This is a genomic window from Streptomyces sp. sk2.1, assembly GCF_008120935.1.
GTDB lineage: Bacteria > Actinomycetota > Actinomycetes > Streptomycetales > Streptomycetaceae > Streptomyces.
Genome location: NZ_RDBO01000077.1, coordinates 724,355 through 738,102 on the forward strand (window position 1 = coordinate 724,355; position 13,748 = coordinate 738,102).

12 protein-coding genes and 1 riboswitch are annotated in these 13,748 nt (G+C 71.9%); of the genes, 6 read left to right on the plus strand and 6 right to left on the minus strand.

The genetic code is table 11. The annotated features are described in order from the left end of the window. The 5 genes from EAO76_RS30510 to EAO76_RS30530 all read left to right on the plus strand — a co-directional run. Positions 1-1,526 (plus strand): HD domain-containing phosphohydrolase (locus EAO76_RS30510; protein ID WP_262375837.1); only part of this gene is annotated, 1,526 nt, incomplete at its 5' end. Further along, positions 1,523-2,788 (plus strand): HD-GYP domain-containing protein, encoded by a 1,266-nt coding sequence (locus tag EAO76_RS30515; RefSeq protein ID WP_148839119.1) that lies wholly within the window; start codon positions 1,523-1,525, stop codon positions 2,786-2,788. The genes EAO76_RS30510 and EAO76_RS30515, both read left to right, overlap by 4 nt. A 91-nt stretch (positions 2,789-2,879) precedes the next feature. Next, complete coding sequence (locus EAO76_RS30520) at positions 2,880-3,872, plus strand: hypothetical protein (RefSeq protein WP_148839120.1); 993 nt, start codon at positions 2,880-2,882, stop codon at positions 3,870-3,872. Between the two features lie 123 nt (positions 3,873-3,995). Then, entirely contained in the window at positions 3,996-4,634 is a 639-nt protein-coding gene (gene def, locus EAO76_RS30525; RefSeq protein ID WP_148839121.1) for a peptide deformylase, read from the plus strand. Positions 4,635-4,810: 176 nt separating this feature from the next. Further along, positions 4,811-5,548: a D-Ala-D-Ala carboxypeptidase family metallohydrolase gene (locus tag EAO76_RS30530; RefSeq protein ID WP_148839122.1), complete on the plus strand. Its 738-nt coding sequence runs from the start codon at positions 4,811-4,813 to the stop codon at positions 5,546-5,548. Between the two features lie 99 nt (positions 5,549-5,647). Here EAO76_RS30530 and EAO76_RS30535 read toward each other — a convergent pair whose 3' ends face one another. Beyond that, positions 5,648-6,622 carry a GlxA family transcriptional regulator gene (locus EAO76_RS30535; RefSeq protein ID WP_148839123.1) on the minus strand — a complete coding sequence of 325 codons (975 nt, stop codon included), beginning with the start codon at positions 6,620-6,622 and terminating at the stop codon, positions 5,648-5,650. Positions 6,623-6,703: 81 nt separating this feature from the next. On the opposite strand from EAO76_RS30535, the gene EAO76_RS30540 reads away from it, so the two are divergent. Continuing rightward, positions 6,704-6,916, plus strand: coding sequence for a hypothetical protein (locus EAO76_RS30540; RefSeq protein WP_148839124.1), 213 nt, complete (start codon positions 6,704-6,706; stop codon positions 6,914-6,916). Here EAO76_RS30540 and EAO76_RS30545 read toward each other — a convergent pair. The 5 genes from EAO76_RS30545 to EAO76_RS30565 all read right to left on the minus strand — a co-directional run bounded on the left by EAO76_RS30545 (position 6,913) and on the right by EAO76_RS30565 (position 13,711). Then, positions 6,913-7,929 carry a ribonucleotide-diphosphate reductase subunit beta gene (locus EAO76_RS30545; RefSeq protein ID WP_148839125.1) on the minus strand — a complete coding sequence of 339 codons (1,017 nt, stop codon included), beginning with the start codon at positions 7,927-7,929 and terminating at the stop codon, positions 6,913-6,915. The two genes, EAO76_RS30540 and EAO76_RS30545, sit on opposite strands and share 4 nt — an antisense overlap. Beyond that, positions 7,929-10,340 (minus strand): ribonucleoside-diphosphate reductase subunit alpha, encoded by a 2,412-nt coding sequence (locus EAO76_RS30550; protein ID WP_148839126.1) that lies wholly within the window; start codon positions 10,338-10,340, stop codon positions 7,929-7,931. Before EAO76_RS30550 ends, EAO76_RS30545 begins: the two co-directional genes overlap by 1 nt. A gap of 151 nt (positions 10,341-10,491) precedes the next feature. Beyond that, positions 10,492-10,622, minus strand: a riboswitch (cobalamin riboswitch). Between the two features lie 166 nt (positions 10,623-10,788). Further along, a complete protein-coding gene (gene mctP, locus EAO76_RS30555) occupies positions 10,789-12,423 on the minus strand; it encodes a monocarboxylate uptake permease MctP (RefSeq protein WP_148839127.1) in 1,635 nt (544 codons plus the stop codon). Further along, entirely contained in the window at positions 12,420-12,674 is a 255-nt protein-coding gene (locus tag EAO76_RS30560) for a DUF3311 domain-containing protein (protein ID WP_148839128.1), read from the minus strand. The genes mctP and EAO76_RS30560 overlap by 4 nt, the downstream gene beginning before the upstream one ends. Positions 12,675-12,946: 272 nt before the next feature. Then, a complete protein-coding gene (locus EAO76_RS30565; RefSeq protein ID WP_148840392.1) occupies positions 12,947-13,711 on the minus strand; it encodes a GntR family transcriptional regulator in 765 nt (254 codons plus the stop codon). Positions 13,712-13,748: the final 37 nt, after the last annotated feature.

Genomic DNA, 13,748 nt, shown 5'->3' on the forward strand with positions numbered 1-13,748 from the left:
CACGCGGGGCGGCGCGCGGATACATCCTGGTGGCCGCGGTCGGTGCCCTGTGCTGTGTGCTCCCCGTCCTGCGGACCGGGGCGGAGATCCCGTGGTTCACCCTCGCGCTGCTCACCGGGCTCTACCTGGTCTGCGAACTCCCCGGCCGCTTCCCGTTCTTCGGCGGCTCCGTGCCGATCAGTGCCGGATCGTTCTTTCCGCTGTTGCTCGCCGCCGCGTTCCTGCTGCCGCCCGCCGCGGCCGCCCTCGTCGCCGTGCCCGGATCGCTCGTGGGCCGGGTGGAGCAGCCGCCCGCCGCCGCCCGGCGGGTCTGGCGGGCCGCGCAGCTCGCCGTCACGGTCTGGGCGGCCTCGACCGTCCACGCACTGCTCGGCGGCGCCGCGGCACTCGGTGGCACCGGCACCGGACCCGACCTCCCGTACGCGATTTTGCCCGCCTGCGTCGCGGCCCTGGTCTTCAGCCTCGTCCTGACCGCGCTGGACGGCTCGATCCTGGTCGTGGCCGAGCGGCTGCCGCCGGGGCGCGCCTGGGGCGGACTGCTGCCCCGCTCGCTGGGGCCGCACCTGGTGCACGGGCTCGCCGGGCTGATGATGGCGGTGCTGTGGCGCGGCCCGTACGGACCGCTGTCCGCGCTCATCGTCCTGCTGCCGATGTACATCTCCTGCTGGGTCTTCGCCCAGTACCACCGCGAGCACGCCGCCCACCGCGCCACCATCAGGGCGCTGGTGCAGGCCGTCGACATCAAGGACACCTACACCCGGGGACACAGCGAACGGGTCGGCCGGGCCTCCGTCATCATCGCCCGTGAACTGGGCATGGAGAAGGACCGGTTGGAGGTCCTCCGGTTCGCCGGCATCCTGCACGACGTCGGCAAGCTCGGCGTCCCCACCCGGGTGCTCCGCAAGGACGGGCCGCTCACCCCGGAGGAACGACAGGTGATCGAGCTGCACCCGGAGTACGGGCACGAGATCGTCCGCGGCATCGGCTTCCTCGGCGAGGCGCGGGCCGCGATCCTGCACCACCACGAACGGCTCGACGGCAGCGGCTATCCGTACGGGCTGCGGGGGCGCGAGATCCCGGAGTTCGCACGGGTCGTCGCGGTGGCGGACGCGTTCGACGCGATGACCTCGACCCGCTCGTACCGGCGGGGGAGGCCGGTGCCCGCCGCGCTGGAGGAGCTGAAGCGGTGCGCGGGCACGCAGTTCGATCCGCAGATGGTGCGGGCGCTGGTGCGCGGGCTGGAGCGGCACGGCTGGTCGGCGGTGACGGCCGGGGTGACGGCGGACGAGCCCCCGGCCGCCCGCCCGGCCGACGGCGGGGGCGCCGAGGCACTTCGGCCGGCGGCCGGGCCCGACCGCGTACCGCCCCCGCAGGCGACGGCCCCCGGGCGCGGCGCGCCGTGCCCCCATCCGCCGCGGGACGGGACCGGCCGGACGCCCCCCGCGCGGTCGCCGCGGGACGGGGCCGGCCGGCCCGCCCGCACGCAGTCGCCCGGTCCGCAGCCGTCCGCGGACCACCGCCGGTGAGCCGGGACCGGGCCGGGGCGCCGCCGTCCCCCGTCGCCCTCGCCGTCCGGGGCACCGCCGCCCTGTTCGCCGTCGCGGGACTGGCCCACACCTTCTGGTACGGCGTCCACGACCCCGGCCACGCCCTCGCCTTCGGCGTCCTGATCACCGTCGGCGAACTGGCCCGCTGGGGCGCCCTGCCCGCCGAGCGCGAGCCCGCGCCGCTCGGCGCCGCCGGGGCGCTCGCGTACGCCCTCCTCGGCCGCAGCGGCGGCACGGCCACCGGGCACGGCGTCCTCCAGGTGATCGCCGTGCTCGTCGCGGCGCAGCTCGTCGCCTGCGTGCCCCAGGTGGCGCGCGGCACCGGGCCGGGCCCCGACCGGATGGCCCGCCGGATCCTGTCCGTCACCTTCGCCGCCGTCTGCTTCCAGCCGCTGTACAACTCCGGCCGCACCGCGAGCTGGTTCGGCGAGGGCCCGTACTACGTCCTCGTCCTGCTGCTGCTCCTGGTGCTCACCGCCCTGTGCGACGCCGTCCTCGCGGCCCTGCTGCTGCACTCGCGCACCCGCCACCCCTATCCGCCGCTGCTGCGGGACCAGCTGCGCGGCCTCGTCGGCATCGGCTCGGCGGTCTGCGCGACCGGCGTCGTGATGGCGCTGGGGGTGGCCGTCGCCGGGCTGTGGGCGCTGCCCGTGCTGTGCGTGCCGCTGCTGCTGACCCAGGTCTCCTTCCGCCGGTTCGTCGCCGTGCGCACCACCTACCGGCAGACCATCGCCTCGCTCGCCCGGGCCACCGAGATCGCCGGGTACACCCCGCACGGGCACGCCCGCCGGGTCGCGGTGCTCTGCCGGGCCGTCGGCCGTGAGCTGGGACTCTCCGGGAGTCAGCTGACCGTGCTGGAGTACGCGGCCCTGATGCACGACATCGGGCAGCTCTCCCTCGTCGACCCGGTGCCGGACGGGGCGACGGCCACCCTGCCCGCCGCCGAACAGCGCCGCATCGCCCTGCTCGGCGGGGCCGTGGTCCGGCAGACCGGGGTGGACGCCGAGGTCGCCGTCGTGGTGGAGAGACAGGCAGACCCCTATCGCGAGCAGCCGTTGTCCGCCAGGATCGTCAGGACGGTCAACGCATACGACGACCTCTGCGGGGAAAGCCTCATCGGGCCGCTGGGCGCACTGGAACAGCTCAGGCTCGGGACCGCCCACGACTATCAGCCCGAAGTCGTGGAGTCACTGGCCCGGGTCCTGTCCCGGAGCGGTCCGGCCCCGGTTCTCCCCGGGTAACCCATGGGTAATGAGCGAGCGTCCGGCCCGGCATGGTTGGATGCGAAGAGGAGCGGAAAACGAGGGTGTCCAGTCGGGACGGGCGGGAATCGTGAGGATCTTCGGGAAGGTACGGCATCGGCCCTCCGCCTCTTGGCGGCAGGCCACGGACCGCGCGTTCACGCTGATCGGCGACGGCCGGTACGAGGACGCGGGCGCGCTGCTGACACGTGCGGCGGATCTGGAGCCCTGGCTCTCCGAGTCGTGGTTCAACCTGGCGCTGCTGCACAAGTTCCGGCACGACTGGGAACAGGCGAGGGCGGCGGGCCTGCGGGCCGTGGCGCTGCTCGACAAGGAATCCGGCGCCCCCGACTGGTGGAACGTCGGGATCGCCGCCACCGCGCTGCAGGACTGGCCGCTGGCGCGCCGCGCCTGGCAGGCGTACGGCCTGAAGGTGCCGGGCGCCGGTCAGCACACCGCGGCGGCCAACAGCGAGCCGGTCGGCATGGAGCTGGGCAGCGCCGCGGTGCGGCTGTCGCCGGAGGGCGAGGCCGAGGTCGTATGGGGCCGCAGGCTCGATCCGGCCCGGATGGAGGTGCTGTCCATCCCGCTGCCGTCGTCCGGGCGCCGCTGGGGCGAGGTCGTCCTGCACGACGGGGTGCCGAACGGCGAGCGGGTCACCGCGGCCGGGCCCTCGTACCCCGTCTTCGACGAGATCGAGCTGTGGGCGCCGTCCCCCGTACCCACCTGGGTGGTGCTGCTCGAAGCGGCCACCGAGACGGACCGGGACGCGCTGGAGCGACTGGCGTCCGACGCCGGGTTCGCCGCCGAGGACTGGTCGTCCTCCGTGCGGCTGCTCTGCCGGGCCTGCTCGGAGAGCCGGATGGAGAGCGACGAGGGCGACGGCGAGCACCTCGACCCGCACGACCACAGCGAGCCCGGACACCCCGGCCCGCTGGGCCACCGCACCGCCGGCGAGCTGTGGGTGCCGGAGCGGGAATGCGGGATAGCCGCGCCGGCCGGGCTGGTGCGCGGCCTGCTGGACGGCTGGGTGGCGGACAGCCCGGACAGCCGCGAGTGGCGGGACCTCGAAGAGGTCTGCTGACCGGTGGGCGATCCACTCTCTGCCACGGGTGCGGCCGTTAGGCTGTACGCGCACCGGTCGAGGTGCTCGGCGGCTCCCCGGACTGCCCGGGTCCCGAGGTTTTGAGGAAGGCATACGGCGGACATGGCGCAACAGGACACGGACGAGCAGATCAACGTCGACGACGAGGGATTCGTCGTGGACACCGAGGACTGTGAGGCGCGCGAGGCCGCCTACCGCGAGCGCGGCACCTCCCGCCCGATCACGGTCGTGGGCAATCCGGTGCTCCACAAGGAGTGCAAGGACGTCACCGAGTTCGGCGACGAGCTGGCCGGGCTGATCGACGACATGTTCGCCAGCCAGCGGACGGCGGAGGGCGTGGGTCTGGCCGCCAACCAGATCGGTGTCGACCTCAAGGTCTTCGTCTACGACTGCCCGGACGACGACGGCGTGCGGCACGTGGGCGTCGTCTGCAACCCGGTGCTGGAGGAGCTGGCGCCCGAGGACCGGGTCCTGGACGACTCCAACGAGGGCTGCCTCTCCGTCCCGACGGCGTACGCCTCGCTGGCCCGCCCGGACTACGCGGTGGTCCGCGGACAGGACGCCGAGGGCAACCCGATCAAGGTCCGCGGCAGCGGCTACTTCGCCCGCTGCCTCCAGCACGAGACGGACCACCTGTACGGCTACCTGTACATCGACCGCCTCTCCAAGCGGGACCGCAAGGACGCGCTGCGGCAGATGGCGGAGAACACCCCGCGCTACGAGGTCGTGCCGAACGACTGATCGGGCGTCAGCTTGTTGCCGACGGGCCCCGGACCGCCCCGCGGGGCGGACCGGGGCCCGTCGGCTCCCCGGACCGGCTCTGGCCGCCAACTGCCATTTTTTTGCGAGAAGTTGACGCGCGTCGACTCGTCCGACAGGCTTTCTTCCCACACCTTTTTCGGGTAGGGAGCTCCCTCATGCTCAGACGTACCGCACGACTCCTGCTCGGCCTTGTCATGACCATGGCATTCGCCTTGGGCGGGGCCGTGGTCACCGCCGGCACCGCACAGGCCGACGACTGCTACACCTGGACCCGCACGCTGCGCCCCGGCGCCACGGGCAACGACGTCGTCCAGCTCCAGATACGGGTGGCCGGATACCCCGGCTACAACTCCGTGCTGGCCATCGACGGCTCCTACGGCCCGGCCACCACCGCCGCCGTCAAGCGCTTCCAGGCCGCCTACGGCCTCGCCGCCGACGGCATCGCGGGCCCGGCCACCCAGGCCAAGATCTACGCGCTGCAGGACGGGGACTGCACCCCGGCGCACTTCACCTACCCCGAGCTCAACAAGTGCAACAGCACCTGGAGCGGCGGCAAGGTGGCGGCCGGAACGGCCAGAGCCAACGCGCTCAGCTCCATGTGGAAGCTGGAGGCGCTGCGGCACGCGCTCGGTGACCAGTCGATCCGGGTCACCAGCGGATTCCGCTCGGTCTCCTGCAACTCGGCGGTCGGCGGGGCGTCCAACAGCCGCCACATGTACGGGGACGCCGTCGACCTCGGCTCCGGACCGCACTCGCTGTGCACCATCGCCAAGCAGGCCCGGTACCACGGCTTCAACGGGATCCTCGGCCCGGGCTACCCCGGCCACAACGACCACATCCACGTGAACCAGGGCCCCTCGCACTACTGGTCGGCGCCCAGCTGCGGCATCTGACGCACCCGGCACGTCCCGCGCAACGGGCCCCGCGCACCGGCTCCTCACGGACCGGCGCACGGGGCCCTTCGCGTGCCGCGTGCCGTGCGGGGCCGCCGGTCAGGCCACCTCGGGCACCACGCCGGGACCGCGGAAGGCGCGGCGGTACGCGTTCGGGGTGGTGTTCAAGGAGCGCACGAACTGGTGGCGCAGCGCGGCGGCGGTCCCGAAGCCGGTGCGCCCGGCGATGGTGTCCACCGTCTCGTCGGACGTCTCCAGCAGGTGCTGCGCCAGGAGCACCCGCTGGCGCAGCAGCCAGCGGTACGGCGTGGTGCCCGTCTCCTGCTGGAAGCGGCGGGCGAAGGTGCGCGGCGACATGTGGGCCTGGGCGGCCAGCTGCTCGACGGTCATCTCCCGGTCGAGGTGGCGCTCCATCCAGGCGAGCGTCCCGCCGACGGTGTCGCAGGAGGTGCGCGGCAGCGGCCGCTCGATGTACTGCGCCTGGCCGCCGTCCCGGTGCGGCGGCACCACCATGCGGCGGGCGATGGCGTTGGCGGCGTGGGGCCCGTACGCCTGCCGGACCAGGTGCAGGCAGGCGTCGATCCCGGCCGCCGTGCCCGCCGAGGTGATGATCTGGCCCTCGTCCACGTACAGCACGTCGGGTTCGACGACGGCCCGGGGGAAGCGGCGGGCCAGCTCCCGGGCGTGACGCCAGTGGGTGGTGCAGCGGCGCCCGTCCAGCAGTCCGGCCGCGCCGAGGAGGTACGCGCCGGAGCAGACGCTCAGCACCCGGGCGCCCCGGTCCACCGCCCGGCGCAGGGCGTCGAGGACCTCCTCGGGGTACTCCCGGTCCACGAAGCGGCCGCCGGCGGGCACGGCGATCAGGTCGGCCTCCTCCAGGCGGTCGAGGCCGTGCGACGTGCCGATGGTGAAACCGGCGTGGGTCCGGAGCACCGGGCCCTCGGCGGAGACCACGGCGAAGTCGTGCACCGGCAGCCCCTCCTCGCTGCGGTCGAGCCCGAAGACCTCGCACAGCACGCCCAGTTCGAAGGGATGGACATCGTCGAGCAGCAGAGCGGCGACATTGTTCAGCATGGAGTCAGTGTGGCAGTAATTCGACGTTCCACGACAGTCCTGCCACTGCCGCGATGTGTCCGCACAGGCGAGAGTAGAGCCATGAACGCATTCCAGAACGTCCTGGGCATAACCGCACTTATCGCTCTCGTCCTGCTGCCCGCCCTGGCCGGGCTCGCCCGGGAGCGCCGCATCGACCGCGAACTGCGCTCCGCGCAACGGGCACGGAGCGACGGACCGCCGAAAACGGCGGGCGCCGCGCAGCCCGTCAGGACCGTGCGGCGCCCCTATGCCAGAAGCTGGGCCAGGGTCTAGAAGTCGTCGTCGAAGGCGACCGAGCCCTCCACCGCCACCTGGTACGCGGACGGGCGGCGCTCGAAGAAGTTCGTCAGCTCCTGCACGCCCTGCAGCTCCATGAACGAGAACGGGTTCTCGGAGCCGTAGACCGCCGGGAAGCCCAGCCGGGTGAGCCGCTGGTCGGCGACGCACTCCAGGTACTGCCGCATCGACTCGGTGTTCATGCCGGGCAGGCCGTCACCGCACAGGTCGCGGCCGAACTGCAGCTCCGCCTCGACGGCCTCCTTGAGCATGTCCGTGACCTGCTGCCGCAGCTCGTCGTCGAAGAGGTCCGGCTCCTCCTTGCGGACGGTGTCCACGACCTCGAACGCGAAGTTCATGTGCATCGTCTCGTCCCGGAACACCCAGTTGGTGCCCGTGGCGAGGCCGTGCAGCAGCCCCCGCGAGCGGAACCAGTAGACGTAGGCGAACGCGCCGTAGAAGAACAGCCCCTCGATGCACGCCGCGAAGCAGATCAGGTTCAGCAGGAAGCGGCGGCGGTCGGCCTTCGTCTCCAGGCGCTCGATCTTCTCGACCGAGTCCATCCACCTGAAGCAGAACTGTGCCTTCTCCCGGATCGAGGGGATCTCCTCGACCGCGTCGAACGCCGCCGCCCGGTCGTCCGGATCGGGCAGGTAGGTGTCCAGCAGCGTCAGGTAGAACTGGACGTGCACGGCCTCCTCGAAGAGCTGCCGCGACAGGTACAGCCGCGCCTCGGGGGAGTTGATGTGCTTGTACAGCGTCAGCACGAGGTTGTTGGAGACGATCGAGTCACCCGTGGCGAAGAACGCGACGAGCCGGCCGATCAGGTGCTGCTCGCCCGGCGACAGCTTGGCGAGGTCGGCCACGTCGGAGTGCAGATCGACCTCCTCCACCGTCCAGGTGTTCTTGATCGCGTCCCGGTAGCGCTCGTAGAAGTCCGGGTAGCGCATGGGGCGCAGGGTCAGTTCGAAGCCCGGATCGAGCAGGTTCTTCTTCTCGTCGGCGGTCATTACTGGCAGGCCTCGCAGGACTCGGGGTTTTCCAGGGAGCAGGCGATGGCGTCCGCGTCGGGCGCCGAAGCCTGCTGCACGGGAACGGGGGCGGCGGCCGCGGCCTGGCCGGAGGCCGCGCGGGCGATCCGGGTCGCCGGACGCGAACGCAGGTAGTACGTCGTCTTCAGCCCCTGCTTCCAGGCGTACGCGTACATCGAGGAGAGCTTGCCGATCGTCGGCGTCTCCATGAAGAGGTTCAGCGACTGGCTCTGGTCGAGGAACGGGGTACGGGCCGCCGCCATGTCGATCAGGCCGCGCTGCGGGATCTCCCACGCCGTGCGGTACAGCGCCCGCACCTCCTCGGGGATCCAGGCGAAGTCCTGCACCGAGCCGCTCGCCTCGCGCAGCGCCTCCCGGGTGCGCGCGTCCCACACCCCCAGCCGCTTCAGGTCCTCCACCAGGTACGCGTTGACCTGGAGGAACTCCCCGCTGAGCGTCTCGCGCTTGAAGAGGTTGGAGACCTGCGGCTCGATGCACTCGTAGACGCCCGCGATCGAGGCGATCGTCGCCGTCGGCGCGATGGCCAGCAGCAGCGAGTTGCGCATCCCGGTCCGTGCGACGCGGGCGCGCAGCGCGTCCCAGCGCTCCGGCCAGTTCGGCTCGACGGCGTAGTGGTCGGGGTGCAGCACCCCGCGCGCGGCGCGCGTCCGCTCCCAGGCGGGCAGCGGACCGGACCGCTCGGCCAGGTCGCAGGACGCCTCGTAGGCGGCGAGCATGATCCGCTCGGAGATCATCGTGGAGAGCGCGCGGGCCTCGGCGGAGTCGAACGGCAGCCGCAGCTTGAAGAAGACGTCCTGGAGGCCCATGGCGCCCAGGCCCACCGGGCGCCACCTGGCGTTGGAGCGGGCGGCCTGCTCGGTCGGGTAGAAGTTGATGTCGACGACCCGGTCCAGGAAGGTCACCGCGGTGCGGACGGTGTCGTCCAGCCGCTCCCAGTCGATGGCGCCGTCGACGACGAACGCGCCGAGGTTGACCGAGCCCAGGTTGCAGACGGCCGTCTCGCCGTCGTCGGTGACCTCCAGGATCTCCGTGCACAGGTTCGACGAGTGGACGACGCGGCCCGGCTCGGCGGTCTGGTTGGCGGTCCGGTTGGCGGCGTCCTTGAACGTCATCCAGCCCTGACCGGTCTGGGCGAGGGTGCGCATCATCCGGCCGTACAGCTCACGGGCGGGCATCGACTTGCGGGCCAGCCCCTTCGCCTCGGCGGCCCGGTACGCGGCGTCGAACTCCTCGCCCCACAGGTCCACCAGCTCGGGCACGTCGGCGGGCGAGAACAGCGACCAGCGGCCGTCCGCCTCGACCCGGCGCATGAACTCGTCCGGGATCCAGTGCGCCAGGTTGAGGTTGTGCGTGCGCCGCTGGTCCTCGCCCGTGTTGTCCCGCAGCTCCAGGAACTCCTCGATGTCCGCGTGCCAGGTCTCCAGGTAGACCGCGGCGGCGCCCTTGCGCCGGCCGCCCTGGTTGACCGCGGCGACGGAGGCGTCGAGCGTCTTCAGGAACGGCACGATGCCGTTGGAGTGCCCGTTGGTGCCGCGGATCAGCGAACCCCGGGAACGGATGCGGGAGTACGGCAGACCGATGCCGCCGGCGTGCTTGGAGAGCCGGGCCACCTGGTGGTAGCGGTCGTAGATCGAGTCCAGCTCGTCGAGCGGGGAGTCCAGCAGGTAGCAGGAGGACATCTGCGGGTGCCGGGTGCCGGAGTTGAAGAGGGTCGGCGAGGAGGGCAGGTAGTCGAGCCGGCTCATCAGCCCGTACAGCGCCGCGACCTCGTCCACGGCGCGCGGGGAGTCGTCCTCGGCGAGCCCGGACGCGACCCGGAGCATGAAGTGCTGCGGCGTCTCGACGACCTGACGGGTGTGCGGGTGGCGCAGCAGGTAGCGGCTGTGCAGGGTCCGCAGCCCGAAGTAGCCGAAGCGGTCGTCGGCGCCGTCGGCGAGCGCCCGCTCCACCAGTGCGTCGAGGGCGTCCGCGTTGCGGGCGACGAAGTCGGCCGTGCGGTCCGCGATCAGGCCCTCGCGGTGTCCGACGGCGACCGAGGCGGAGAAGGAGACGGCGCCCTGTCCGGCGGCCTCGTCCGCGATGGCGCGGGTCAGCAGCCGGGCGGCGAGCCGGGAGTAGGCGGGGTCCTCGGAGATCAGCCCGGCGGCGGCCTCGGTGGCCAGCGAACACAGCTCGGCCTCGTCCGCCCGCGCGCTGCGGCCGCGCAGCGCGGCGGCGGCGACGCGCCCGGGGTCGGTGTCGGGCAGATCGGCGGTGAGGTCGGTCAGGGTCCGCAGCAGCGCGGCCCCCGGTCCGTCGTGTGCGGCTGCCCCGGAATCGGCGGCCGTGGACGCGGCGACCGAAGCCGGATCGGCTGGCGCGATGGTCACGTGGTGCTCTCCCTCGCTCGGCTCGGGGCCGGCGGGGGAACGGGGGCGGAACGGGGGCGGCCGGGCGGGCGCGCACCCGGGACGGGACAGCGCTCCGCACGGCGTCCGCCGGCCCAACCGCGAGGCCCGGACGTCTGGCGCCCGGATCGGTCGAACCGGACGCGCTGCCGGCAGGTCCTCGGACTTGTTCGGAGTGCGCGAATGCGCACTGAGCACACCGTTGCGGGACAGTTCCGGATTCGCACCGGATTCCCCTGCGGCGACAGCGAGGATGAGCATACATGTGGGGGCCGCCCGATGAGGCGGCCCCCAGATGTTGTGTCGGTCGGGCTCGGGCCGGACCGGCGGGAAGTGCCCTGCGGGCCTTCCGGAAACGGCGGACGGCCCGCCCCCGCCGCCCTTCGGGAAGGGAGCGGGGACGGCCCGTTCCGCTCGCGCGGGTCGGGCGTCAGTGGCCGCCGGGCGCACCCGCCGTGGCCGGCGGGAGCTCGGTGGCGACACCCGGGTCGCCCGCGTCGGCCGTGTAGTCGGACGGCGAGGTCTCGTCGATCCCGGCGGGCGCCTTCATGGCGTTCAGGACGAAGGTGAGCACCACCACGACCACCACGTTCAGCACGAACGCGGTGAGGCCGATGTAGCCGATCTCGCCGATGCCGGGGATCTCCGCGGACGAGCCGCCGAAGTGCTTCTGCGTCGGCGAGGCGACCCCGTACGCGGCCACCGTTCCGTACACCATGCCGACCGCCCAGCCCGCGAGCAGCGCCCAGCGGTGGAACCAGCGGGTGAACAGGCCGCCGACCAGGGCCGGCATCGTCTGGAGGATCCAGATCCCGCCGAGCAGCTGGAAGTTGATCGCGACCGTCTTGTCCATCGTGAGGACGAAGGCGAGCGCGCCGACCTTGACGAGCAGCGAGACCAGCTTGGAGACCTTGGTCTCCTGCTCCGGGGTCGCGTCCGGCTTCAGGAAGTCCTTGTAGATGTTGCGGGTGAAGAGGTTGGCCGCGGCGATCGACATGATCGCGGCGGGCACCAGGGCACCGATGCCGATGGCGGCGAACGCGACGCCCGCGAACCAGTCCGGGAACATGTCCTCGAACAGCTGCGGAATGGCCAGCTGCCCGTTGTCCACCTTGATCCCGGCGGCGATCGCCATGAAGCCGAGCAGCGCCAGCAGGCCCAGCATCAGCGAGTACAGCGGCAGGATCGTGGTGTTGCGCCGGATCACGTCACGGCTGCGGCTGGAGAGCGTCGCCGTGATCGAGTGCGGGTACATGAAGAGCGCCAGCGCCGAGCCCAGGGCCAGGGTGGCGTATCCCCAGTGGCCGGCCTCGCCCGGTGCGAGCGCGCCGCGCGGTTTGCCGGTGGCCGGGTTGGTCTGCGAGAACGCGTCGCCCGCCTTGGCGAAGATGTCGTCGAAGCCGCCCAGCTTGATCGGGATGTAGATGATCGCCACCGCGATGACCAGGTAGATCAGCCCGTCCTTGACGAACGCGATCAGCGCGGGGGCCCGCAGCCCGGACGAGTAGGTGTACGCGGCGAGCACCGCGAACGCGATCAGCAGCGGCAGGTCCTTGATGAACCAGTGGGTGTTCTCGCCGCCGCCCACGCCCATCACGTCCAGCACCGCCTGGATGCCGACGAGCTGGAGTGCGATGTACGGCATCGTGGCGAGGATGCCGGTGAGGGCGACCGCCAGCGACAGGCCCTTCGAGCCGAACCGTCCGCGCACGAAGTCCGAGGTGGTGACGTACCCGTGCTTGTGCGAGACCGACCACAGCCGGGGCAGGAAGGTGAAGATCAGCGGGTACACGAGGATCGTGTACGGCACGGCGAAGAAGCCGGCCGCGCCCGCCGCGTAGATCGCCGCGGGAACGGCGACGAAGGTGTACGCGGTGTACAGGTCGCCGCCGAGCAGGAACCAGGTGACCCAGGTGCCGAACGACCGTCCGCCCAGGCCCCATTCGTCGAGGCTGGCCTCGTTCTCCGCCTTGCGCCAGCGGGCCGCCATGAACCCCATGACCGTGACGGCCACGAAGAAGAAGATGAAGACGCCGAGCGCGACGCCGTTCACACCGTCCTTCATGAGGAAGCACCCCCCTTGCGGGCGCGCTGGTCACGCTGCCACAGCTTGTACGCGACCATCGTGAGCGCGGTGGAGATCAGTACCCAGAGCATCTGGTACCAGTAGAAGAACGGGATGCCGATGAAGGTGGGGTCCACCTTCGCGTAGGAACTCACCCAGAGCATCGCCACGAACGGGGCGATGAGACAGAGGGCGATGACCACGCGCACGGGTGTGACGGTGGGTGGTTTCTCTTCGGGTTCTTCGGGCATGAGGCGGCTCCGTCCCCTCGCTGGTTACCTCGGATGCGCAGGAAATCTAGGCGAGCCCCCGGTCAGCGTCACCCCCCGTCCGCATTGCGGTCCGGCAACGGTGCGTCGAGTGGGCGGATACGTGCGACGAGCGGTCGAATGTGCGGCCCTGGTCCGTACCAAGGGGGTCGGCGGCATGCGGAAAGCCCCCGCGGAACGATGTGTTCCGCGGGGGCTTCGAAGGGTGGTGAGGGCGGGTCGGTGGCCGGAATTCGTCCCCGGTCCCGCCGCGCTCAGTCGGTGGGCCGCTTCAGGCGCGCCACGAACTTGTACCGGTCGCCCCGGTAGACCGAGCGCACCCACTCCACCGGCTCGCCCCGCCCGTCGAGCGAGTGCCGGGACAGCATCAGCATCGGCAGGCCCACGTCCGTGCCGAGCAGGCCGGCCTCGCGCGGGGTGGCCAGCGAGGTCTCGATGGTCTCCTCGGCCTCCGCCAGCCGCACGTCGTACACCTCGGCCAGCGCGGTGTAGAGCGAGGTGTACTTCACCAGTGAACGGCGCAGCGCGGGAAAGCGTTTGGCCGAAAGGTGAGTGGTCTCGATCGCCATCGGCTCCCCGCTGGCGAGTCGCAGCCGCTCGATCCGCAGCACCCGGCCGCCGGTGGTGATGTCGAGCAGTCCGGCGAGCGTGTCGTCGGCCGTGACGTAGCCGATGTCCAGGAGCTGGGAGGTCGGTTCCAGTCCCTGGGCGCGCATGTCCTCGGTGTACGAGGTCAGTTGGAGGGCCTGCGAGACCTTCGGCTTGGCCACGAAGGTGCCCTTGCCCTGGATGCGCTCCAGCCGGCCCTCGACGACCAGCTCCTGGAGCGCCTGGCGCACGGTGGTGCGCGAGGTGTCGAACTCGGCGGCCAGGGTCCGCTCCGGCGGCACGGGGGTGCCCGGCGGCATGGTGTCCGTCATGTCGAGGAGATGTCGCTTCAGCCGGTAGTACTTCGGGACGCGCGCCGTCCGCGTGGCCGCGCCCGTCTCGTTCTCCGCACTTCCCCCGTCGGCACCCATGGCCCGCCTTCCCGACTGCTGCGTTGCTGCCGTCACC

Excerpts from the sequence above, each read along its gene's own strand:
- EAO76_RS30530 (WP_148839122.1), top strand. The coding sequence starts at position 4,811 with ATGCTCAGACGTACCGCACGACTCCTGCTCGGCCTTGTCATGACCATG.
- EAO76_RS30560 (WP_148839128.1), bottom strand. The coding sequence starts at position 12,674 with ATGCCCGAAGAACCCGAAGAGAAACCACCCACCGTCACACCCGTGCGC.
- EAO76_RS30545 (WP_148839125.1), bottom strand. The coding sequence starts at position 7,929 with ATGACCGCCGACGAGAAGAAGAACCTGCTCGATCCGGGCTTCGAACTG.
- mctP (WP_148839127.1), bottom strand. The coding sequence starts at position 12,423 with ATGAAGGACGGTGTGAACGGCGTCGCGCTCGGCGTCTTCATCTTCTTC.
- EAO76_RS30540 (WP_148839124.1), top strand. The coding sequence starts at position 6,704 with ATGAACGCATTCCAGAACGTCCTGGGCATAACCGCACTTATCGCTCTC.
- def (WP_148839121.1), top strand. The coding sequence starts at position 3,996 with ATGGCGCAACAGGACACGGACGAGCAGATCAACGTCGACGACGAGGGA.
- EAO76_RS30535 (WP_148839123.1), bottom strand. The coding sequence starts at position 6,622 with ATGCTGAACAATGTCGCCGCTCTGCTGCTCGACGATGTCCATCCCTTC.
- EAO76_RS30565 (WP_148840392.1), bottom strand. The coding sequence starts at position 13,711 with ATGGGTGCCGACGGGGGAAGTGCGGAGAACGAGACGGGCGCGGCCACG.